Here is a 20,029-nt window from a genome sequence, read left to right as displayed (position 1 = left end):
GCCTGGACTCAGCTCAATCCCTTGTCCCACTCCGGCTCGTCGCCGAACCGCTGCGCCAGGAAGTCCAGCATGCTGCGCAGTGTCGCCGGCATGTGCTTGCGCGAGGTGTACACAGCGTTGAGCGTCAACTCTCGTGGTTTGGCGTACGGCAGCAACCGCACCAGGTCGCCATTGCGCAACGCAGCAGCCGCCTGGTAGGTGGGCAGCATGGCGATGCCGGCGTGGGCCAGGGCGGCTTTCTGCAGGGTCATGGCCTCGTTGGCGCTGATATTGCCCTGCACCGGCACGGCGACGTTCTGCCCGTCCACCTCGAAATGCCACAGGCTGTGACCGAAGTAGGCATGGGTCAGGCAGTTGTGCCGGCTCAGTTCCTCGACCTGGCGCGGCGTGCCGTGCTCGCGCAGGTAGGCGGGGCTGGCGCAGACCACCGAGCGGCACACGCTCAGGCGTCGGGCGATGAGGTTGGGGTCGACGTCGTTGCTGGTGCGGATGGCCAGGTCGATGCGCTCGTCCACCAGGTTGACGGTGCGGTCGAGCATCTGCAGTTCCACCTTCACCCCGGGGTAGCGTTTGACATAGGCGGCCAGCGCATCCACCAGCTGGGCCTGGCCGAATGAGGTGCTGACACTGATGCGCAGTTCACCACGGGGCGCGTCGTCCGGCTGGCGCACGGCGTTCTGCAGGTCGCCGGCCAGCTCCAGCAGCTGGCGACAGCGGGGCAGGGTCTCGAGGCCTGCGGCCGTCAGGCTGAGCTTGCGCGTGGTACGTTGCATCAGGCGCGCGCCGACCCAGTCCTCCAGCTCCGCCAGGTAGCGTGAGACCACGGGCCTGGAAAGCTCCAGATGATCCGCCGCGGCGGACTGGCTGCCCAGGTCGACGACGGTGACAAATACGCGCATGGCATTGAGGCGATCCATGATCTGTCCGATTTCAGAAACAAACTATGTCGAAGCATCGCATTTTTTGTATTGGTTCGGGCAACTAAGCTTGCCTGCATCGTCCCACTCACAGGATCTTGCGATGTCTCTCCTCACCCCCCTGCGCGGCCTGCTGCTGGCCTGTATAACCCTCGGCGGCCAGGCCATGGCCGGCGAACCGCTCAAGCTCGAAGCCTACAACCCTGGCCACGCGGCGATCTTCCCGGTCAGTTCGGTGATCGTCAGCGGCGCCCACGACGCCATCCTGGTCGACGCCCAGTTCGGCAAAGGCCAGGCCGAGCAGGTGGTCGAACGCCTGCGTGCCAGCGGCAAGCAGCTGACCACCATCTATGTCAGCCATGGCGACCCCGACTACTACTTCGGCCTGGACACCATCACCCAGGCGTTTCCCAAGGCCCGGGTGGTCGCCTCGGCCGCCACGGTCGAGCACATCCGCAAGACCATGGACGCCAAGCTGGCCTACTGGGGCCCGCAGATGGGCGCGGACAAGCCGGCACGCCTGGTGGTGCCGCAGGTCCTCGAGGGCAATCGCCTGGAGCTTGAAGGCCAGGCACTGGAGGTTGTCGGCCTGGACGGTCCACAGCCGGACCGCAGCTTCGTCTGGATTCCCTCGATCAAGGCAGTGGTCGGTGGCGTGGTGGTTTCCGAACATATCCACGTGTGGATGGCCGACACCCAGACCGCGCAATCCCACGCCGACTGGCTGAGCACCCTGACGAAGATCGAGCAGCTGGCCCCGCGCACGGTGATCCCCGGGCATTACCTGGGCGACAGCAGCCGCTCGCTGGACGCAGTGCGCTTCACCACCGGCTACATTCGTGACTTCGATACCGAAGCCGCCAAGGCCGCCGATTCCACCGCGCTGATCGCGGCGATGAAGCAACGCTACCCGAACCTTGCCGACGAGAGCTCCCTGGAACTGGGGGCCAAGGTCGCCAAGGGCGAGATGAAGTGGTAATCCCTTTCAACCTGTTGGAGTGTTTCCCATGAGCAAGATCGCAATCATCGGCGCCACCGGGCGCGCCGGCAGCCAGTTGCTGGAAGAGGCCCTGCGTCGTGGCCACAGTGTGGTGGCCATCGCTCGGGATCCGGGCAAGCTGCAAGGCCGTGACGGCGTGACGGTCAAGGCGCTGGATGCCAAGGACAGCGCCGCCCTGCAGACGGCCGTGACTGGCTGCGATGCGGTGTTGAGCGCGGCGCATTTCTCCACCCTCGAGCCTGGCGCGATCATCGAGCCGGTCAAGCGTGCCGGGGTCAAGCGCCTGCTGGTGGTGGGTGGTGCCGGCAGCCTGCTGCTGCCGTCCGGGCACCGGGTGATCGACAGCCCGGACTTCCCGGAGGCCTACAAGGCCGAGGCCAGTGCCGGGGTGCGCTTCCTCGAAACGCTGCGCCGCGAGCCGACCCTGGACTGGACCTTCCTGTCGCCGTCGGCGGAGTTCGTCGAAGGTGAGCGCAGCGGGCACTACACCCTGGGCAAGGACCACCTGCTGATCGGCGCTGATGGCAAGAGCTGGATCACCTTTGCCGATTACGCCATCGCCATGCTCGACGAGCTGGAGAAACCGGCGCACTCGCGGGCGCGGTTCACGGTCGGCTACTGAGTCGCGCGGTACCCTGTAGGAGCGGCCTCGTGCCGCGAAAGGGCTGCACAGCAGCCCCAGGCTTTCAGCGACAAATCAGATATCGCCGGGGCCGCTATGCGGCCCTTTCGCGGCACAAGGCCGCTCCTACAAAGGTTGCGCAAGGCTTGAGGCGCGCGTCTGCAGCCACTCCACCAACTCGACCAGCCCCGTGGGCATGGTCTTCGACGGGCTCACCAGGTAATAGCCCTTCCCGGTCGTCACCTTCAGCTCGAACGGCATGCACAACCGGCCTGTGCGCAGGTCGTCGCCGATCAGCGAGAAATCGCCGATGGCGATCCCCGTCCCCTGGGAGGCCATGGCCATTGCCATGTCCAACGTCTCGAAGTGCTGCTTCGGCCCCTGGGGCTCGAACCCGGCGTTGGCCGCCTGCAACCACAGCTGCCAGTCGTGTTCGTCCCGCGAGGGGTGCAGCAGCATCTGCCGCGCCAGGTCCTGCAACTGCAAGAGGTCGCTTGATACCGATGGCGCGCAGACCGGCGTCAGTTGTTCATCGAACAGCTTGCGTACCTGCAGCCCATGGTTCGGCGCCGCGCCATACACCACGGCCGCATCGAAGCCCTCGCGGCGAAAATCCACGCCGTGCTGCACCGTGGTGGTCAACTCCACCGGCACGTCCGGGCGCAGTGCCTGCCATTCCAGCAAGCGTGGCAGCAGCCAGCGCATCACGCAGGTCGGCGCCTTTAGCTGCAGTGTCGCGCTACGCCCGCCGACCTCGCGCACGCCTTGCTCGATCAGGGCAAAGATCTGCTGCACCCGGGGCAGCCAGTCCTGCCCTTCGCGGGTCAGCGCCAGGCCCCGGGCCTGGCGCTGGAACAACGCGTAGCCCAGGTGCTCCTCGAGCCCGGCGATCTGCCGGCTGACCGCGCCCTGGGTGATGTGCAGCTGTTGCGCGGCGCGGGTGAAGTTGCAGTGCCGGGCGGTCACCAGGAAGGTGTGCAGGGCGGGGAGGGGCGGCAGGCGTTTCATTGTGACAAGCCATGATGTGAGGTCATGGCTAGTATGTGTTTTTTTGCATTGTGGCGGTAGTCGGCGCTTGGTTCCATGAGCACAGGTCTCAACAAGAATCGGGTACTCGATGATGGCAACCTGTGGTGAAGTGCTGGTCAAACTCCTCGAAGGCTATGGCGTCGATCATGTCTTCGGCATTCCCGGCGTGCATACCGTGGAACTCTACCGCGGCCTGGCCGCCTCCTCGATCCGTCACATCACCCCGCGCCACGAGCAGGGGGCCGGGTTCATGGCCGACGGCTACTCGCGTACCCGGGGCAAGCCTGGGGTGTGCTTCATCATCACCGGCCCGGGCATGACCAACATCACCACCGCCATGGGCCAGGCCTATGCCGACTCGATCCCGATGCTGGTGATTTCCAGCGTGCAATCGCGTAGCCAGCTGGGCGGTGGACGCGGCAAGCTGCACGAGCTGCCCAACCAGGCTGGCCTGGTCGCGGGGGTGGCGGCGTTCTCGCACACGCTGATGAGCGCCGATGACCTGCCCGAGGTGCTGGCCCGCGCCTTCGCCGTGTTCGATGGCGCCCGACCTCGCCCGGTGCATATCGAGATCCCGCTGGATGTGCTGGTGGAACCCGCCGATCACCTGTTGCCGGGCCGCGTGGTGCGCACCACCCGGGCCGGCGCCGCGCCACAGACCGTGCAACGCATGGCCGTGCGCCTGGCCAAGGCGCGGCGTCCGCTGATCCTGGCCGGTGGCGGTGCGCTGGAGGCGGGCGCCGGGCTGGCGCGGCTGGCCGAGCACCTGCAGGCGCCGGTGGCGCTGACCATCAACGCCAAGGGGTTGTTGCCCGCGAACCATCCGCTGCAGATCGGCTCGACCCAGACCCTGCCGGCCACCCGTGCGCTGGTGGCCGAGGCCGACGTGGTGCTGGCCATCGGCACCGAACTGGCCGAAACCGACTACGACGTGACCTTCAAGGGCGGTTTCGAGATCCCCGGCAGCCTGCTGCGGATCGATATCGACCCGGACCAGACGGTGCGCAACTACCTGCCCGAACTTGCCCTGGTAGCGGATGCCGCCCAGGCTATTGAAGCGCTGTTGGTGGCCCTGAACCTGCAGGCGCAACCGCCGCGCGAAAGCGATTGGGGAGCGGCGCGGGCCGCCCGTCTGCGCCAGGACAACGCGGCCAGCTGGGACCAGCCGACCCTGAGCCAGACCCGTCTGCTGACCAGCATCCTGCAGACCCTGCCGGACGCCATCCTGGTGGGCGACTCGACCCAGCCGGTCTATACCGGCAACCTGACTCTGGACATGGCCAGGCCGCGTCGCTGGTTCAATGCCTCCACTGGTTACGGCACGCTGGGATACGCGTTGCCGGCCGCCATGGGCGCCTGGCTGGGCAGCGCCGAGTCGCCCGCCGTACGCGCGCCGGCGGTGTGCCTGATCGGTGACGGCGGGCTGCAGTTCACCCTGCCTGAGCTTGCCAGCGCGGTCGAGGCGCAGGTGCCATTGATCGTGCTGCTGTGGAACAACCAGGGGTACGAGGAGATCAAGAAGTACATGGTCAACCGGGCGATCGAGCCGGTCGGCGTGGACATCCATACCCCGGACTTCATTGGCGTGGCGCGGGCGTTGGGGGCCGAGGCAGAGGACGTGGGTGATGTGGCGCAACTGCAGGCAGCGTTGGGCAGGGCGGTGGAGCGCAGGGGGCCGACCTTGATCCAGGTGGATCAAGGTCAGTGGCAGCGGGCGGTTCAGGGCTGAAGCTGCAGCGAGGGCTTTGCCCTCGATCGCGGGGCAAGCCCGCTCCTACAGTCGCCCGATGTTTGTCTCTTTTCAGCTGGCGCTGGCGCGCAGGCGCGCCACGTCGCGAATCGGCGGCGCGCCGTACAGGCGGCTGTACTCGCGGCTGAACTGCGACGGGCTTTCATAACCTACCCGGTAGCCAGCCACCGCGGCCTCCAGCCCGTCGTTGAGCATCAGTCGCCGCGCCTCCTGCAGGCGCAGCTGCTTCTGGTACTGCAACGGGCTCATTGAGGTCACGGCCTTGAAACGGTGGTGCAGGGTCGAGGTGCTGAGGTTGACCTCGCGCGCCAGGTCCTCGATGCGCAAGGGCTCCTGGTAATGCCGATTGAGCCAGGCGATGGCCTGGCATACCCGGTGGGTCTGGCTGCTGGACAGGGCGATCTCGCACAGCCGCCAGCCCTGGGGGCCACGCAGCACGCGATACATCAGCTCGCGGCGCACCAGTGGGGCGAGCACGGCAATATCTCGTGGGCTGTCGAGCAGGCGGACCAGGCGCAGCAGCGTGTCGAGCAACTGCGGATCGCTTTTCTCCACGAACAGCCCTCGGCCGGAGGATTGGCCGGGGACCAGTATCGGCCCGCTCTCGGCGATCAGCTGGCTGATCTGCGCCGGGTCGATGTCCAGGCGCAAACCCAGGCAGGGGTTCTCGGGGCTGGCTTCGAGCAGGGCGCCGGTGATGGGCAGCGTTACCGAGACCACCATGTAGTGCAGCGGGTCGTAGGTATAGCGCTCGTCGCCCAGGAACAATGTCTTGCTGCCCTGGGCCAGGATGCACAAGGCCGGTTGCGCCAGGGCCGGCATGCCGCGCACATCTTCTTCATAGCGAGTCAGGTACAGGTCTTCGATGGCCGACACCGCGCCATAGGGGCCGTTGGCGTGACGTCGGATCAGCCCGGCCAGCTCCTGGCGTTGCTGTTCCAGAAGCGGATCGAGGGGCGTGGATGAACTCATGGCGGGATTCCTCTGCTGACCGACGCAGCATAGGTTTGGGCAATGGCAGGCGCTAGTCGAAAGCTGCAGATCGATTGCCTGATCCTGCCGCGTTGCAGGATCAGGCAATCGGCCGGCAGTAATGGCCTAACGTCCCGCGCGGGCGAACCTCTAACCTTGGCAGCCTGGTTTTCCCGTCCGTAGCGCTTCAAGGAGATCGTTCATGACCCAGCAACAACCGGTCACACACCTGGCTTTCATCCGCGCCAGCAACGGTCGATCCGCAGAACTCGGCGTGCGCCTGCGCGACTTGCTCGAGCCGTCGCGACGTGCGCCGGGCTGCCTGAGCTTCAGCGTGCAGCGCTCGCAGGTCGATGCCGACCTGTGGCTGCTCAGCGGCAGCTGGTGCGACCAGCAGGCGATGAGTGGCTATTTCGCTTCGCCCACCCTCGACGTGTTCGGGGAGCTGGTGCAGGAGCAGGTGGTCAGCAGCCTGGACCTGCATACCTTCGCCTAACGTGTAGAATGCCGCCCCTCGATCACACAGGCGCAAAGCGACATGGCACGTAGAGAATTCCCCCACTTCGAAGCGGTTTCGGCAATGGTTCCGGTGCAAGGCGGCGGCTACCACGCGGCGATCGCCGTGAAGGCCCTGGTCATGGGCGGCGCGCCGCGCTTTCACAAAGTGCTGGACGGGCAGGTGTTCCAGTCGGCGATCGCGGCCGACCAGGCCGCTTGTGCCGAACTCGAACGCCTGCAGGGCGTGAGCGAGGAAGGTGAACTGGTCTTTTGATCAGACCTGTGGGCGAGCCATCTTGAACAGCTCGCCCAGCGCGAAGTAGTCGGCCGGGCCGCCGCCACGCAGGATCGGCTCGGCTGCGGCGGTGTCGTAGATGCCGTCCTTGAGCAGGTGCTCGGCAATGTGCACCGCCACCACCTCACCGAGGATCAGCCAGCTGGGAACCACTTCCTGGTCGGCGCGCTTGAGCTGGACGATCTGGCTGACCTTGCATTCGAAGCTCACCGGGCTTTCGCCCACGCGCGGCACCTTGACCACATTCGAGGCGGTCGGGGTGAGGCCGCTGAGTGTGAACTCGTCGACATCCGCCGCCACGGCGGCGCAGCTCTGGTTCATCTGCTGCGCCAGCGGACGGGTGGCCAGGTTCCAGACGAACTCACCGGTCTGCTCGATGTTGTTCAGGCTGTCTTTGCGCCCGACGCTGCAGAAACCGATGATCGGAGGGATGTAGTTGAAGGCGTTGAAGAAGCTGTAGGGCGCCAGGTTCAGGCGGCCTTCGCGGTCGTGGCTGGAGATCCAGCCGATGGGCCGTGGGCCGACGATGGCGTTGAACGGGTCGTGGGGCAGGCCGTGGCCTTTGGCGGGTTCGTAGTAGTACATCTGCGCAAGGCCGCGAGGCCCTTCCTGGTGGGAGACAAGGCGCCTAGTGTGCCAAGGCTTGGCCCGGCTGCAAATGATCAAGCCCGGCCGAAGCCGGGCTGGTTGCGCGCATCAGCGATCAGCTGATGCGGTGGCCGTTGGTGCGGTCGAAGCCATCTTCGGCGAAGCGTTGGCCGCCGGTGCGATCAAAGCCGTCTTCGGCGAAGCGTTGGCCGCCTGTGCGATCGAAGCCGTCTTCGGCGAAGCGTTGGCCGCCGGTGCGGTCGAAGCCGTCTTCGGCGAAGCGTTGGCCGCCGGTGCGGTCGAAGCCGTCTTCGGCGAAGCGCTGCCCACCGGTACGATCGAAGCCATCTTCTGCGTAGATAGCCGACTGACTCTGCACGGCAGCGAAGGTGTGGGCGCCGGTACGGTCGAAACCGTCTTCGGCGAAGGCACCCGTGGACAGAACAGAGAGGGCGAGGGTGAGGATCAGTTGGTTTTTCATGGCCGTTGCTCCGGTGGATTGCTTGGGGTTGTTGTTTCTATGGGTTTAATGCTACGCCTATTAATTTGATTAAAAAGCGCAAAAAACCACGTATAAGAATCGATTAAGTCGATTGTTTTTGGCGCGGGTAACTGCAGGAAGTTGCCATTGGCGCCCCGGCCGCCGCCCAGCACCGCTCCCATCGGTTTTCGGGAGGGCCAGGCGGTGGCAGGGCCATTTCAGAATGAGCCCAGGCAGTTAATTGGGAATTAAGGGAGGAGGCGGCTTTTCACGAGAGGGAGGCCTGTTACCCGTGATGCGAGGTTCAGCGAGCGGTCGAGCTTTTCAGAGTGCTCGTTGAGCAGCCCCGCTCATGTCTCCTGGGTATTCACCCTGTAGCGGGTGCTTCGTCCGCCGCCGGGCAGACGAACCAGGCAGTGCTTGTCCAGCAGGTCGGCAAGGTGCCGGGTGGCTGTGGCCTTGGAGACCTTGGCCACAGCCTGATACTGGCTGGCGCTGATACCCGCCTCGAAGCCGCGAGGGCCACCGTCGAGCAGGCGATTGAGCACTTTGACCTGTTCGGGCAACAAGCCGTCGCCGCGATGGATCAGCCAGAAGCGTGCCTTTGCCAGCACCCGGTCGATGCGCGCCAGCGCTTGCTGGAGGCTGCGCAGCAAGGTGGCAAGGAACCAGGCCAACCATTGTGTGACGTCCAGGCCGCCGCGCTGGCTGCTTTCAAGGACTGCGTAGTAGCCGGCCCGGTCTTCCAGGATGCTGCTGGACATGGCGTAGAAACGGACCGCCCGCTGCTCGCCCTGGGCCAATGCCAGGTCTGTGATGGCGCGGGCCAGGCGGCCATTGCCATCGGCGAAGGGGTGCAAGGTGACGAACCAGAAATGGGCGAGCCCCGCGCGTAGCAGGGGGTCGAGTTGCCGATCACTGCGGCTTCTCTCGAACCAGTCGAGGAACTGCTGCACCTGCTGCTCCAGGCCGGCACGCGGCGGTGCTTCGAAATGCACCCTGGGTTTGTCGATACGACCCGACACCACCTGCATCGGGGCATCGTCGCGCCATGCGCCGACTGGCATGGGCGGTGCGAGCGTAGTGTCATGCTCGGGGAACAGCCAGCGATGCCACAGGAACAGGCGCTGCTGATCCAGTGGCCGAACATAGCCCATGGTCGCATCCACCATCAACTCGGCCAGGCCCTCGCTGCGTGTCGTGGTCGTTCCTGGCTCGGCAATCCCGAGCCGGCGGGCCAGGGAAGAGCGCACGGACTCCACATTGAGCTGCTCACCCTCGATGGCCGAGGACGTGACAATGTTCTGCAGCAGGGTATCGAGTGTATCGAGGTTGGCATTGGCCTCGGTCACCGCCCCCGCTCTGCCAAGCAGGCAGCCTTGCGCCTGGACGCAGTCCCTGAGCAAGGTTGCCAGTTGCGACGCGTCCCAACGAACGTCGGGCCAGTCGGCCTGCTGCCAGACCCAGACGGTGTCTGCAGCCGTGTGCGCTTTTGGGTTCATGAGCCAAATAATAGCGTCATTCGGCTCATGATGTGAGCCGAATGACGCTATTATTTGGCTCACAATCCATTAAAAAAGGGGCGCCCGGTCATCCGGAGCGCCCCTTTTCAGTTCTGCGAGGAGGGATCAGTCGGTGGTGATCCGCGAATGCTGCTTGGTGTCCTTCATAGTCGCGTACACCAGCAACGAACAGGCGATGCAGGCGGTGACGTACCAGTAGTAGCCAGTCTCCATGCCGGCGCTCTTGAACCACAGGGCCACGTACTCGGCGGTGCCGCCGAAGATCGACACGGTCAGCGCGTACGGCAGGCCGACGCCCAGGGCGCGGATCTCGGTCGGGAACAGTTCGGCCTTGACCACGGCGTTGATCGAGGTGTAGCCGCTGACGATGATCAGCGCGGCCATGATCAGGAAGAACGCGCCCCACCAGGTCTGGATGGTGTGCAGGGTGCTGAGGATCGGCACGGTGAACAGGGTGCCGAGCACGCCGAAGGCGATCAGGATAGGGCGTCGACCGATCTTGTCGGACAGCCCGCCGATCACTGGTTGCAGGCACATGAACAGGAACAGCGTGGCCGCCGAAATGGTGGTCGAGTCGCTGATGCTCATGCCCACGGTGTTGACCAGATACTTCTGCATGTAGGTGGTGTAGGTGTAGAAGGCCAGGGTTCCGCCCATGGTCAGGCCGACCACGGTCATCAGCTCCTTGGGATGGCGCAGCAGGGTGCGCATCAGGTTTTCCTTGGATTTTTCCTTCTTGGTGAAGGACGCGGTTTCTTCCATACCGCGACGCAGGTACAGGGCGACCACCGCGCACAGCGCGCCGATCACGAACGGCACGCGCCAGCCCCAGGCATACAGCTCCTCGGTGGTCAGGGTGTTCTGCAGGACGATCAGCACCGCCAGGGCGATGAGCTGACCCGAGATCAGGGTGACGTACTGGAAGCTGGAGAAGAAGCCACGGCGTTCCTTGCTGGCCATCTCGCTCAGATAAGTGGCGGAGGTACCGTATTCGCCACCCACCGACAAGCCCTGCATCAGGCGGGCGATGACCAGCAGGACTGGCGCAGCGACGCCGATGGTCTCGTAGCCCGGGGTCAGGGCGATGACCAGGGAGCCTGCGCACATCAGCAGCACCGAAGCCATCAGTGCCGCCTTGCGGCCCTTGCGGTCGGCGTACAGGCCCATCAGCCAGCCACCGATCGGGCGCATGAGGAAGCCCACGGCGAAGATCGCGGCGGTGTTGAGCAGTTGGGCGGTGGTGTCGCCGGCGGGGAAGAAGGCCTTGGCGAAGTACAGCGAGAATGCGGCGTAGACATACCAGTCGTACCATTCGACCATGTTGCCGATGGAACCACTGAAGATCGATTTGAGGCGACTGGCGGTGGACTTTTGCGCGGCGGGCGCAACGGCCGCCCCGGTGGGCAGAGTGCTGGCGTTATCCATCAGGGATACCTTCTCGTTGTTTTTGTGGAGCGCGCTCGAGGCGCAGCTTGAGAAGGGTTTTGCAGGAGGTGTGCCAGGTGGGGGCGCAGTGATCCGTTTGGGTGCATCGTGAGCCGGTCCGCTCCCACGCAACCCCTGTAACCTGCGGGTAATGCATATCCTTGTAGGAGCGGGCTTGCCCCGCGAAGAAGTGCCTCGGAGGATCAGTGAGTGAGCGGAATTTCGCTTGTTCTCGCCAATGGATAGGCAAGAATCCGCTCATTCGCGCTCAAGAAAGTCCTCTCTCGCCAACCCATGCCGCTGCATCTTTTCATTGAGTGTGCGCCGCGGCAGTTGCAGTGCCTCCATCACGCCCTTGATCTCACCCTTGTGCTGACGCAATGCAGCGCGCAGACACTGGGCCTCGAACGCTTCCATCTGCTCGACCAGGGATTGCCCGCCGGACGCGACCTCCAAAGCCGGCGAGCCCAACCCCAAGGCATGCCGTTCGGCGGCATTGGCCAGCTCGCGCACATTGCCCGGCCAATCGTGGGCCAGCAGGCGCGCCAGTTGCGCGCCGCTCAGCGGTGGGGCGCTGCGCCCCAGGCGTTCGGCGGCGCCGCGGGCAAAATGCTCAAACAGCAGCGGGATGTCCTCACGCCGTTCGCGCAGGGGCGCCAAGCGCAGTTCGGCGACGTTCAGGCGATAGGCCAGGTCTTCGCGGAAACGCCCGGCGCGGGCTTCTTCAAGCAGGTCCGGCTTGGTCGCGGCAATGATGCGCAGGTCGACGCTGATGCTCTGATTGGCGCCCAGCCGCTCAAGCTTCTGTTCCTGGATCACCCGCAGCAGCTTGGCCTGCTGGGCCAGTGGCATGCTTTCGATTTCGTCGAGGAACACGGTACCGCCATTGGCGTACTCCAGTTTGCCGATTCGCTTGCCCTGGGCACCGGTGAACGCGCCGCTCTCATGGCCGAACAGCTCGGCCTCGAACAATGTTTCGGGAATGGCCGCGCAGTTGAGGGCGACGAAGGGTTTGTCGGCGCGCGGGCCGAAGTCGTGCAGGCAGCGCGCCACGCGCTCCTTGCCGCTGCCGGTTTCACCGCGGATCAGCACGTTGACCGGCAGGCCGGCCAGCTCCAGCACCTGGCGGCGCAGTTGCTGCAAGCCCTGGGACATGCCCAGCAGGGTGTTCTCCAGCTGCGCCTTGAGGTCGGCCTGCTCATGCAGGTGGCGGTTCTCCAGGACCAGCTGGCGCTTTTCCAGGGCCCGGCGCAGGCTGCCCATCAGGTGCTGTGGTGTGAACGGCTTTTCCAGGAAGTCATAGGCGCCATTGCGCATCGCTTCCACGGCCATGGGCACATCGCCATGGCCGGTGAGCAGGATCACCGGCAGGTCGGGGTCGTTCGCCTGCAGCTGTTCGAGCAGTTGCAGGCCGGACATGCCGGGCATGCGTACGTCGCTGAGGATCACCCCGGGGAAGTGCGGCTCGAGCCTGTCCAGACAGTCTTCGGCGCGGGCGAACAGTTGCACGCTGAAGCCCGACAGGCTCAGCCACTGTTCCACCGCGGTGCGGATGCTCGCTTCGTCGTCGACGACAATCACCGAATTCAACATACAGGCTCCAGGTCGCGGGGCAGGGTGAGGCTGAAGCGGGCACCGCCCGGCAGGTTCTCGACCTGCAGGCGGCCACCGGCGTCGATGACGATGCCATAGGAGATGGCCAGGCCCAGGCCCAGCCCTTCACCGACCGGCTTGGTGGTGAAGAACGGATCGAAGACCCGGTCCAGGTCGCAGTCGAGGATGCCACCACCGGAATCGAGCACGCTCAGGCGCCATTGCCCATCGTCTGCCTCGATGCGGATCTCCAGGCGTTTGTAACGTTTGTCGGCCATGGCGTCGATGGCGTTGCGCAGCAGGTTGATCAGCACCTGCTCGAGGCGGATCGCGTCGCCGCGGACCCAGGCCGGGCGGGCCAGGTACAGCGCCACTTCGACGCCTTCGGCGCGGATGCGGGTATCCAGCAGGTGCAGCGCCTGGTCGACCACCGTGGCCAGGTCCAGACGTTCGCGCAGGCCGCCGGGGCTGTTGCGGGCGAAGGTCTTCAGGTGGCCGGTGAGCGCGGCCATGCGGGTCAGCATCTGCTCCAGCGGCTCCAGGGCCTGGCGGGCTTCGTCATGGCGGCCATGGTCGAGCAGCAGGCGCAGGGTTTCCAACTGCATGCGCTGGGTGGTCAGCGGCTGGTTGATTTCGTGGGCCAGGGCTGCCGACATCTGCCCCAGCGCCGCCAGCTTGGCCGATTGCACCAGGCCTTCCTGGGCGGTATGCAGCTCACGGGTGCGCTCCTCGACCAGGCGCTTGAGCTCTTCGCGGCTGCGTTGGCGTAGGCGGGCCAGGCGCAGGCGCTGGCTGACGAACAGCGCGGCGAACACCAGGCTCAGCCAGATGGCTGCAGCGGCGAGGGCGGCGTTGCGGCCATCCTCGGCGACCTGCGGCTTGCGCAGCAAGTGCAGGGTCCAGCCTTCGGCCTCCAGGGGCAGGCGCTCCCACAGGTACTCGGCGGTGCCATCCGGGCCTTGCACGCGGGTCAGGTGGCTGGTGTCGGTGAAGCGGGTCAGGGCCTGGTGCTGCAGGGGCACCAGCGGTTGCTTGTCGTACTGGCGGGTTTCGGCCAGTTCGGCGCGGTCGGCGCCGGACAGCGGTTGCAGCTCGCGGTAGCGCCAGCCGTCCTGATTGGCGATGAAGGTGATGCCGCGGGCATCGCTGACCAGCAGGATATCGCTGCCCTGGCGCCACTCGCGTTCCAGCTCCGGGAACTCAAGTTTGACGACCATGGCGCCGAGGAAGCGGCCATGTTCGTCGTTTACCGCGCTGGACAGGAAGTAGCCCGGCACGCCGCTGGTCACGCCGACGGCATAGAACCGGCCGCTGCCCTGGCTGCGGGTCTGCTTGAAATAGGGGCGAAAGCCGTAGTTGGAGCCGACATAGGTGGTCGGCAGGCGCCAGTTGCTGGCGGCGATGGCCAGGCCCGTGCGGTCGAGCAGCTCCAGGGTGGAGGAGTTGGCGGCGCCGTTGATGCGTTCGAGCTTGCGGTTCAGGGCGTCCTGCACCGGCTCGGTGATCGGACCGCGCAGGGCCGCGATCAGCTCCGGATCCAGCGCCAGCACCGCAGGCAGGGCGCGATAGCGCTCGATCAGGGTGTGCAGGGCGTTGGCATACAGGCCCAGTTGCTCGCTGGCCCGGCGGGCGTCGGTTTCCATGGCCTGGCGCTTGGCCTGGTGCATGGCCCAGCCGGCGCTGAGGGTGGTGCCGACCAGGATCAGCAGGATGATCAAACCCAGGCGCAGGGCGCGGAAGGATGAGGGCATGGGGCGGATCCGGGATCTCGGTTGTCTGTGCCGGCCTCATCGCGGGGCAAGCCCGCTCCCACAGGATTGCAGATGTTCCTGTGGGAGCGGGCTTGCCCCGCGAAGGGGCCGAACCTGCTTAACGCAGCTCGAAGCTCTGCTGCTGCACCGCCTGCGAGTCGAGGCCGATCTGCACATTGAACTGGCCAGCTTCGGCGACGTGCTGCAGTTGGCCATTGTAGAACTTCAGGTCCTGCTCACTGATGTCGAAGGTCAAGGTTCGCGCTTCGCCGGCCTTGAGCATGACTTTCTGGAAGTTCTTCAGTTCCTTGACCGGGCGGCTCATTGACGCACTCTGGTCCTGGATATACAGCTGCACCACGGTCTCGCCGTCACGCTTGCCGGTGTTCTTCACCGTAACCTTGGCCTGCAGGGTGCCGCCACGCTTGAGTTCCTTCTGCGACAGCGCCAGCCCCGACAGCTCGAAGCTGGTGTAGCTCAGGCCGTAGCCGAACGGGTACAGCGGGCCGTTGGGCTCCTCGAAGTACTGCGAGGTGTAGTTGCCCGGCTTGCCCGGGGTGAACGGACGGCCGATGCGCATGTGGTTGTAGTACATCGGGATCTGCCCGACCGAGCGTGGGAAGGTGATGGCCAGGCGACCGGACGGGTTGTAGTCGCCGAACAGCACGTCGGCGATGGCGTTGCCGCCTTCGGTGCCGCTGAACCAGGTCTCGAGGATGGCGTCGGCCTGCTCGCGCTCCCAGGCAATCGACAGCGGACGGCCGTTCATCAGTACCAGCACCAGGGGCTTGCCGGTGGCCTTCAGCGCCTTGATCAGGTCACGTTGCACCGCCGGGATCTCCAGGGTGGTGCGGCTCGACGATTCGTGTGACATGCCGCGGGACTCGCCGACCACGGCCACCACCACATCCGACTGCCTGGCGGCCTTGACCGCTTCGTCGATCAGCACGGCGGCGGGACGTGGGTCATCGACGATTTCCGGTGCGTCGAAGTTGAGGAAGTTCAGGTAGTCGAACATGGCCTTGTCGCCGGTCACGTTCGAACCCTTGGCGTAGACCAGCTTGGCCTTGCCTTCCACGGCACGGCGCAAGCCCTCGCGCACGGTGACCGAGTGCTGCGGTTTGCCGTCGGCGGCCCAGCTGCCCATCATGTCGATCGGCGCATCGGCCAGGGGACCGACCAGGGCGATGGTGCCGGCCTTTTTCAGCGGCAGGGTCTGCTCGCGGTTCTCCAGCAGCACCAGGCCACGGCGTGCCACGTCGCGGGCGGTGTCACGGTGCAGGCGGTCTTCGGCGTAGTAGTCCTTCAGGTCGGTTTCGGCCTTGGGAATGCGCACATAGGGGTCCTTGAACAGCCCCATGTCGTACTTGGCGCCCAGCACTTCACGCACCGCCTGGTCCAGTTCGGCCTGGCTGACTTCGCCGGACTTCAGCAGCCCTGGCAGCTCCTCGCCGTAGAGGGTGTCGTTCATGCTCATGTCGATGCCGGCCTTGATCGCCAGCTTGGCGGCCTCACGGCCGTCGCGGGCAACGCCATGGCGGATCAGTTCCTGGATGGCGCCGTGGTCGCTGATGGTCACGCCCTTGAAGCCCCACTCCTTGCGCAGCAGGTCGTTCATCAGCCAGGTGTTGGAGGTGGCCGGCACGCCGTTGATCGAGTTCAGCGCCACCATCACCCCGCCGGCACCGGCGTCGAGCGCGGCGCGGTAGGGCGGCAGGTAGTCGTTGTACATCTTCGGCAGGCTCATATCGACCGTGTTGTAGTCGCGCCCGCCCTCCACCGCGCCGTACAGGGCGAAGTGCTTGACGATGGCCATGATGCTGTCGGCGTTGGCCGGGCTCGAGCCCTGGAACGACTTGACCATCACCTGGCCGATCTTCGAGGTCAGGTAGGTGTCCTCGCCGAAACCTTCACTGGTGCGGCCCCAGCGTGGGTCGCGGGCGATGTCGACCATCGGCGCGAAGGTCATGTCCAGCGAATCGGCGGCGGCCTCGATGGCCGAGGTGCGGCCGACCTTGGCGATGGCGTCCATGTCCCAGGACGAGGCCAGGCCCAGGCCGATCGGGAAGATGGTGCGCTCGCCGTGGATAGTGTCGTAGGCGAAGAACATCGGGATCTTCAGACGGCTGCGCATGGCCGCGTCCTGCATCGGCCGGTTCTCGGGGGCCGTACGCGAGTTGAAGGTGCCACCAATGCGTCCGGCGGCGATTTCCTCGCGGATCTTCTCGTGGGGCATCTCGGGGCCGATGCTGATCAGGCGCAGTTGGCCGATCTTCTCGGCCTCGGTCATCTGGCCGACCAGATGGTCGATGAACGCCTGCTTGTCTTGCAGGGGCGCGGCGGTTGGGGCGGCAAGGGCCGCCTGACTGGCAAGGCCCATGGCCAGGCCCAGCAAAGACAGTTTCATCATCAATTCCGTTGTCGAGTGATATGCGGCTGGCCGAGACGTTTCGTACGCCTGTTATTGTCGCGTCCGCTGGCGGTTCTGTGGATCATTCATCCATGATCCGGCGCAGTCGCGGATTATGCCTTATATGAGGCGTTTGTTGAGATACACTCTCGCCCACCCGATTGCCGGGATAACAACGATAAGAACGCTCGAGAGACGATGGCATGACCGAATACGAACAGCGCCAGATCGCCGAGGCGATCGCCCGCGCCGAGCGGCGTACCGATGCGGAGCTGGTGACCGTCCTGGCCCGCCGCGCCGACGACTTTCCCTACTTGCCGCTGCTCTGGGCCGCCCTGCTGGCCTTGCTGATCCCTGGCGCGTTGCACCTGTGGCTGGGCGGCATTGGCGTCAATGGCCTGCTGCTGGCGCAGATGCTGACCTTCATCAGCCTGTGCCTGCTGTTGCGCCACCCGCGCCTGGCGGCCTGGGTGGTGCCGGTGATGCTGCGGCGCCGGCGTGCGTCGGGCCTGGCCCGCCAGCAGTTTCTCGAGCTCAACCTGCAGCGTACCGCTGGTGCCACGGGGGTGCTGATCTTCGTCAGCGAAGCCGAGCGTCATGTCGAGATATTGGTTGATGAGGGCATTGCCCGGCACCTGCCCGAGCAGGCACGCGAGGCGATCGTCGCCCGCTTCACCGATCAGGTGCGCCAGGGCCATACCCTGCAGGGTTTCGTCGAGTGCATCGAGGCCTGCGGCGAGCTGCTCAGCGAACACGTGCCGCCCACCCATGCGCGCAACGAGCTGCCCAACCGCCTGGTGATTCTCGACTGATTCTCGTGGTCTGAATCAATGCTTGTTGTCGTGGGAGCGGGCTTGCGCCGCGAACACCGGCGAAGCCGGTGTCATGCATCGAGTTATCGGCTTCGCGGGCAAGCCCGCTCCCACAGGGGTTCGCGATGGCCTGACATCGACGTAGAATGCCAGGCATTGCGCATCGCGCCCCCGCATTCCGAGGCACCCGTTCCCATGTCGTCCCCTTCTTCCGCCCCCACCGCGCCGGACCCGCGTGCCCAGTTCCTGAGCCTGCTAGCCGATGCCCTGGCTGATGGCAGCCTGAGCAAGCTGGTGCTGGCCCGTCATGTCGGCGCCGACCAGACCCTGCAGCGGATCATCGCCAAGCCGGTGCAGATCAAGGGCCAGGCCTGTCTGTCGCTGGTCTACCGTCACCAGACCCGCGACATCACCCGCAACCTGGGGCTGGACCCGGCGCTGGCGCTGGTGGCCGAGCTGCTGCCGGAGAGTTTTCGCAACGCGCACCTGTTCACCGCCGCCGGCGAGGTGCAACTGGAGTTCAGCAAGAAGGGCAAACCGATGCTGCGCCGTCACCTGGCCCAGCCGGCGCCGCGTGAGGCGGGGGCTGGCGGGCACGACCGCGAGAAAAAGCGCTACCTGGAACTGTCGCGACCGTTCCTGCGCGACCTGGGGGTGACCGATGGGCAGGGCGCGCTGATCCCGTCGATGTCGCGCAAGTGGAAGCAGATCAACAAGTTCATCGAAGTCTTCGACCATGCCTTGAGCGGTGCGCCGGTGGATGCGCAGCAGGCGCTGAAAGTCGCCGACTTCGGTTCGGGCAAGGGCTACCTGACCTTTGCCATGCACGACTACCTGCGCAATACCCTCGGGCGTGAGGCGCAGGTCACCGGGGTCGAGTTGCGTCCAGACATGGTCGAGCTGTGCAACGCCGCCGCCGCGCGCCTGGAGCATCCGGGCCTGGTGTTCGAATGCGGTGATGTGCGCAGCGTGGTGCCTGAGGCCATCGACGTGATGATCGCCCTGCATGCCTGCGACATTGCCACCGACTACGCCATCCACACCGGCATTCGCTGCAACGCCGCGATCATCATGTGCTCGCCGTGCTGCCACAAGCAGGTTCGTCCGCAACTGCGCAGCCCCGGCCTGTTGCAACCGATGCTGCAATACGGGCTGCACCTGGGGCAGCAGGCCGAAATGCTCACCGACAGCCTGCGCGCGCTCTATCTTGAGGCCTGTGGCTACGAGACCAAGGTGTTCGAATTCATCTCGCTCGAGCACACCAACAAGAACAAGATGATTCTTGCGGTCAAGCGCCGACAGCCCCAGGACAATGCCGCGCTGCTGGAGAAGATCGCCGAGCTCAAGGCGTTCTATGGGGTACGCGAGCATTGCCTGGAAACCCTGCTGCAGGCGGATGGTCTGATTGCTGGGTGATTGAACCTACAGCACCTTCCCAGTTTCGGTTAGGCCGTTTCCGAAAGAGTCTTTCTGAGCCTGTTGCAGCCTCTCTGGCACCTAGTCTGGCTTGTGGTGACGCCCGTCGGCGTCGCATGGTTGTCACTTGACAACCTTATTCCCATGCCCATACTGGAGCTCAATCGATGGCCCGTCCTCTCCATCCAAACAAGGAAGTCGAGCAGTCCCTGACACACGCTGAGGCGCAGGGCTGGAAAGTCACGGTGCGGGGCGGCCATTGCTGGGGGCGGATCTATTGCCCCAACAACGACCGCGAATGCCGCTGTGGCGAGTTCTGCATCACCAGCGTGTGGAGCACACCCAGAAATCCGGGCACCTTCGCTCGCCAGTTGCGCCGGGTCGTGGACAACTGCACGTCGATGCGTGGGATCGTCAATCAGCCAGTGGAGCGAAAGTGATGGAGTACGAATTCACCCTCAAGTACCAATTGCACGACGGCGTGGATGTCGATGCACTGATCGAGCTTCTGGGAGAGGCCGGTTGCGATGACGCGGTGGTCGGTAGCGGTCAGCCCGGTCGCCTGGCCCTGGCCTTCGCCCGCGAGGGCAAGACTGCGCGGGAAGCGATGCACAGCGCCCTGGAGAATGTCCGGCAGGTCTTGCCGGAGGCCCGCCTGATCGAAGCCAGTCCGGACCTGGTCGGCCTGACCGATGTGGCGGCGCTGGTGGGGGTGTCCCGACAGAACATGCGCAAGCTCATGCTCACGCATCACCGCACTTTCCCGGCCCCGGTGCATGACGGCAGCCTTTCGCTCTGGCACCTGGCCGACATCCTGGCCTGGATGCAGGAACGGGGTACCCACGCCGTTGCCCAGGCGCTCCATGAACTGGCTGTCGTGGCGATGCAGGTGAATGTCGCCAGGGCCCAGGAACGGGTGGCGAGTGGCAGGTGATGCAGTCCATTGC

The 20,029-nt window shown here is 65.3% G+C and carries 19 protein-coding genes; 9 read left to right on the top strand and 10 right to left on the bottom strand.

Annotated elements, in window-relative coordinates; translation table 11 throughout:
* Nucleotides 1–8: 8 nt before the first annotated feature.
* The gene (locus POF53_RS20810) at nucleotides 9–917 is read right to left on the bottom strand and encodes a LysR family transcriptional regulator (RefSeq protein ID WP_110737414.1); all 909 of its coding nucleotides are present in this window, start codon (nucleotides 915–917) and stop codon (nucleotides 9–11) included.
* 103 nt (nucleotides 918–1,020) lie between these two features.
* Here POF53_RS20810 and POF53_RS20805 point away from each other — a divergent pair, with 103 nt between their 5' ends.
* Nucleotides 1,021–1,896 carry an MBL fold metallo-hydrolase gene (locus tag POF53_RS20805; protein ID WP_254464226.1) on the top strand — a complete coding sequence of 292 codons (876 nt, stop codon included), beginning with the start codon at nucleotides 1,021–1,023 and terminating at the stop codon, nucleotides 1,894–1,896.
* Between the two features lie 28 nt (nucleotides 1,897–1,924).
* Nucleotides 1,925–2,539 (top strand): NAD(P)-dependent oxidoreductase, encoded by a 615-nt coding sequence (locus POF53_RS20800; protein ID WP_254464225.1) that lies wholly within the window; start codon nucleotides 1,925–1,927, stop codon nucleotides 2,537–2,539.
* 126 nt (nucleotides 2,540–2,665) lie between these two features.
* On the opposite strand, the gene POF53_RS20795 is transcribed toward POF53_RS20800, so the two are convergent.
* On the bottom strand, nucleotides 2,666–3,547 hold the full coding sequence (locus tag POF53_RS20795) for a LysR substrate-binding domain-containing protein (protein WP_203647842.1): 882 nt from the start codon (nucleotides 3,545–3,547) through the stop codon (nucleotides 2,666–2,668).
* Between the two features lie 109 nt (nucleotides 3,548–3,656).
* Between POF53_RS20795 and POF53_RS20790 the strand changes: the two genes are divergently transcribed.
* The gene (locus POF53_RS20790; protein ID WP_498969234.1) at nucleotides 3,657–5,297 is read left to right on the top strand and encodes a 5-guanidino-2-oxopentanoate decarboxylase; all 1,641 of its coding nucleotides are present in this window, start codon (nucleotides 3,657–3,659) and stop codon (nucleotides 5,295–5,297) included.
* A 72-nt stretch (nucleotides 5,298–5,369) separates the two neighbouring features.
* Here POF53_RS20790 and POF53_RS20785 read toward each other — a convergent pair whose 3' ends face one another.
* Nucleotides 5,370–6,290, bottom strand: a complete 921-nt coding sequence (locus tag POF53_RS20785; RefSeq protein WP_110737424.1) for an AraC family transcriptional regulator — start codon at nucleotides 6,288–6,290, stop codon at nucleotides 5,370–5,372.
* Between the two features lie 202 nt (nucleotides 6,291–6,492).
* On the opposite strand from POF53_RS20785, the gene POF53_RS20780 reads away from it, so the two are divergent.
* Together POF53_RS20780 and POF53_RS20775 are read left to right on the top strand one after the other, a co-directional pair.
* Nucleotides 6,493–6,786: a putative quinol monooxygenase gene (locus tag POF53_RS20780; protein ID WP_050703928.1), complete on the top strand. Its 294-nt coding sequence runs from the start codon at nucleotides 6,493–6,495 to the stop codon at nucleotides 6,784–6,786.
* A 42-nt stretch (nucleotides 6,787–6,828) separates the two neighbouring features.
* On the top strand, nucleotides 6,829–7,062 hold the full coding sequence (locus POF53_RS20775; protein ID WP_232854631.1) for a hypothetical protein: 234 nt from the start codon (nucleotides 6,829–6,831) through the stop codon (nucleotides 7,060–7,062).
* On the opposite strand, the gene POF53_RS20770 is transcribed toward POF53_RS20775, so the two are convergent.
* The 7 genes from POF53_RS20770 to bglX all read right to left on the bottom strand — a co-directional run bounded on the left by POF53_RS20770 (nucleotide 7,063) and on the right by bglX (nucleotide 16,854).
* The gene (locus tag POF53_RS20770) at nucleotides 7,063–7,668 is read right to left on the bottom strand and encodes a flavin reductase family protein (protein WP_203647840.1); all 606 of its coding nucleotides are present in this window, start codon (nucleotides 7,666–7,668) and stop codon (nucleotides 7,063–7,065) included. It abuts the gene before it with no gap.
* Nucleotides 7,669–7,786: 118 nt separating this feature from the next.
* Nucleotides 7,787–8,152: a hypothetical protein gene (locus tag POF53_RS20765; protein WP_498969231.1), complete on the bottom strand. Its 366-nt coding sequence runs from the start codon at nucleotides 8,150–8,152 to the stop codon at nucleotides 7,787–7,789.
* A 350-nt stretch (nucleotides 8,153–8,502) separates the two neighbouring features.
* The gene (locus POF53_RS20760; RefSeq protein WP_498969228.1) at nucleotides 8,503–9,654 is read right to left on the bottom strand and encodes a Fic family protein; all 1,152 of its coding nucleotides are present in this window, start codon (nucleotides 9,652–9,654) and stop codon (nucleotides 8,503–8,505) included.
* A gap of 126 nt (nucleotides 9,655–9,780) precedes the next feature.
* Nucleotides 9,781–11,100, bottom strand: coding sequence for an MFS transporter (locus POF53_RS20755; RefSeq protein ID WP_420713634.1), 1,320 nt, complete (start codon nucleotides 11,098–11,100; stop codon nucleotides 9,781–9,783).
* 258 nt (nucleotides 11,101–11,358) lie between these two features.
* Nucleotides 11,359–12,693, bottom strand: coding sequence for a sigma-54-dependent transcriptional regulator (locus tag POF53_RS20750; RefSeq protein ID WP_232854628.1), 1,335 nt, complete (start codon nucleotides 12,691–12,693; stop codon nucleotides 11,359–11,361).
* On the bottom strand, nucleotides 12,687–14,444 hold the full coding sequence (locus tag POF53_RS20745; RefSeq protein ID WP_203647835.1) for a sensor histidine kinase: 1,758 nt from the start codon (nucleotides 14,442–14,444) through the stop codon (nucleotides 12,687–12,689). Before POF53_RS20745 ends, POF53_RS20750 begins: the two co-directional genes overlap by 7 nt.
* 118 nt (nucleotides 14,445–14,562) lie before the next feature.
* Nucleotides 14,563–16,854, bottom strand: coding sequence for a beta-glucosidase BglX (gene bglX, locus POF53_RS20740; RefSeq protein WP_232854627.1), 2,292 nt, complete (start codon nucleotides 16,852–16,854; stop codon nucleotides 14,563–14,565).
* 203 nt (nucleotides 16,855–17,057) lie between these two features.
* Between bglX and POF53_RS20735 the strand changes: the two genes are divergently transcribed.
* The 4 genes from POF53_RS20735 to POF53_RS20720 all read left to right on the top strand — a co-directional run bounded on the left by POF53_RS20735 (nucleotide 17,058) and on the right by POF53_RS20720 (nucleotide 20,016).
* A complete protein-coding gene (locus tag POF53_RS20735) occupies nucleotides 17,058–17,666 on the top strand; it encodes a TPM domain-containing protein (protein WP_232854626.1) in 609 nt (202 codons plus the stop codon).
* Nucleotides 17,667–17,861: 195 nt separating this feature from the next.
* Nucleotides 17,862–19,082 (top strand): class I SAM-dependent methyltransferase, encoded by a 1,221-nt coding sequence (locus POF53_RS20730; protein ID WP_203647834.1) that lies wholly within the window; start codon nucleotides 17,862–17,864, stop codon nucleotides 19,080–19,082.
* A 167-nt stretch (nucleotides 19,083–19,249) separates the two neighbouring features.
* Complete coding sequence (locus POF53_RS20725) at nucleotides 19,250–19,522, top strand: hypothetical protein (protein ID WP_232854625.1); 273 nt, start codon at nucleotides 19,250–19,252, stop codon at nucleotides 19,520–19,522.
* Nucleotides 19,522–20,016, top strand: coding sequence for a helix-turn-helix transcriptional regulator (locus POF53_RS20720; RefSeq protein ID WP_062572979.1), 495 nt, complete (start codon nucleotides 19,522–19,524; stop codon nucleotides 20,014–20,016). The genes POF53_RS20725 and POF53_RS20720 overlap by 1 nt, the downstream gene beginning before the upstream one ends.
* Nucleotides 20,017–20,029: the final 13 nt, after the last annotated feature.

This window comes from Mitsuaria sp. RG, from assembly GCF_028369275.1.
Taxonomy (GTDB): Bacteria; Pseudomonadota; Gammaproteobacteria; order Pseudomonadales; family Pseudomonadaceae; genus Aquipseudomonas; species Aquipseudomonas peradeniyensis.
Note: the sequence above shows the minus strand (reverse complement) of the source record. Positions and strands in the feature narration are given on the sequence as shown.

Excerpts from the sequence above, each read along its gene's own strand:
- POF53_RS20785 (WP_110737424.1), bottom strand. The coding sequence starts at position 6,290 with ATGAGTTCATCCACGCCCCTCGATCCGCTTCTGGAACAGCAACGCCAG.
- POF53_RS20790 (WP_498969234.1), top strand. The coding sequence starts at position 3,657 with ATGATGGCAACCTGTGGTGAAGTGCTGGTCAAACTCCTCGAAGGCTAT.
- POF53_RS20755 (WP_420713634.1), bottom strand. The coding sequence starts at position 11,100 with ATGGATAACGCCAGCACTCTGCCCACCGGGGCGGCCGTTGCGCCCGCC.
- POF53_RS20745 (WP_203647835.1), bottom strand. The coding sequence starts at position 14,444 with ATGCCCTCATCCTTCCGCGCCCTGCGCCTGGGTTTGATCATCCTGCTG.
- POF53_RS20720 (WP_062572979.1), top strand. The coding sequence starts at position 19,522 with ATGGAGTACGAATTCACCCTCAAGTACCAATTGCACGACGGCGTGGAT.
- POF53_RS20735 (WP_232854626.1), top strand. The coding sequence starts at position 17,058 with ATGACCGAATACGAACAGCGCCAGATCGCCGAGGCGATCGCCCGCGCC.
- bglX (WP_232854627.1), bottom strand. The coding sequence starts at position 16,854 with ATGATGAAACTGTCTTTGCTGGGCCTGGCCATGGGCCTTGCCAGTCAG.
- POF53_RS20810 (WP_110737414.1), bottom strand. The coding sequence starts at position 917 with ATGGATCGCCTCAATGCCATGCGCGTATTTGTCACCGTCGTCGACCTG.
- POF53_RS20800 (WP_254464225.1), top strand. The coding sequence starts at position 1,925 with ATGAGCAAGATCGCAATCATCGGCGCCACCGGGCGCGCCGGCAGCCAG.
- POF53_RS20770 (WP_203647840.1), bottom strand. The coding sequence starts at position 7,668 with ATGTACTACTACGAACCCGCCAAAGGCCACGGCCTGCCCCACGACCCG.
- POF53_RS20780 (WP_050703928.1), top strand. The coding sequence starts at position 6,493 with ATGACCCAGCAACAACCGGTCACACACCTGGCTTTCATCCGCGCCAGC.
- POF53_RS20725 (WP_232854625.1), top strand. The coding sequence starts at position 19,250 with ATGGCCCGTCCTCTCCATCCAAACAAGGAAGTCGAGCAGTCCCTGACA.
- POF53_RS20775 (WP_232854631.1), top strand. The coding sequence starts at position 6,829 with ATGGCACGTAGAGAATTCCCCCACTTCGAAGCGGTTTCGGCAATGGTT.
- POF53_RS20765 (WP_498969231.1), bottom strand. The coding sequence starts at position 8,152 with ATGAAAAACCAACTGATCCTCACCCTCGCCCTCTCTGTTCTGTCCACG.
- POF53_RS20760 (WP_498969228.1), bottom strand. The coding sequence starts at position 9,654 with ATGAACCCAAAAGCGCACACGGCTGCAGACACCGTCTGGGTCTGGCAG.
- POF53_RS20795 (WP_203647842.1), bottom strand. The coding sequence starts at position 3,547 with ATGAAACGCCTGCCGCCCCTCCCCGCCCTGCACACCTTCCTGGTGACC.
- POF53_RS20805 (WP_254464226.1), top strand. The coding sequence starts at position 1,021 with ATGTCTCTCCTCACCCCCCTGCGCGGCCTGCTGCTGGCCTGTATAACC.
- POF53_RS20730 (WP_203647834.1), top strand. The coding sequence starts at position 17,862 with ATGTCGTCCCCTTCTTCCGCCCCCACCGCGCCGGACCCGCGTGCCCAG.
- POF53_RS20750 (WP_232854628.1), bottom strand. The coding sequence starts at position 12,693 with ATGTTGAATTCGGTGATTGTCGTCGACGACGAAGCGAGCATCCGCACC.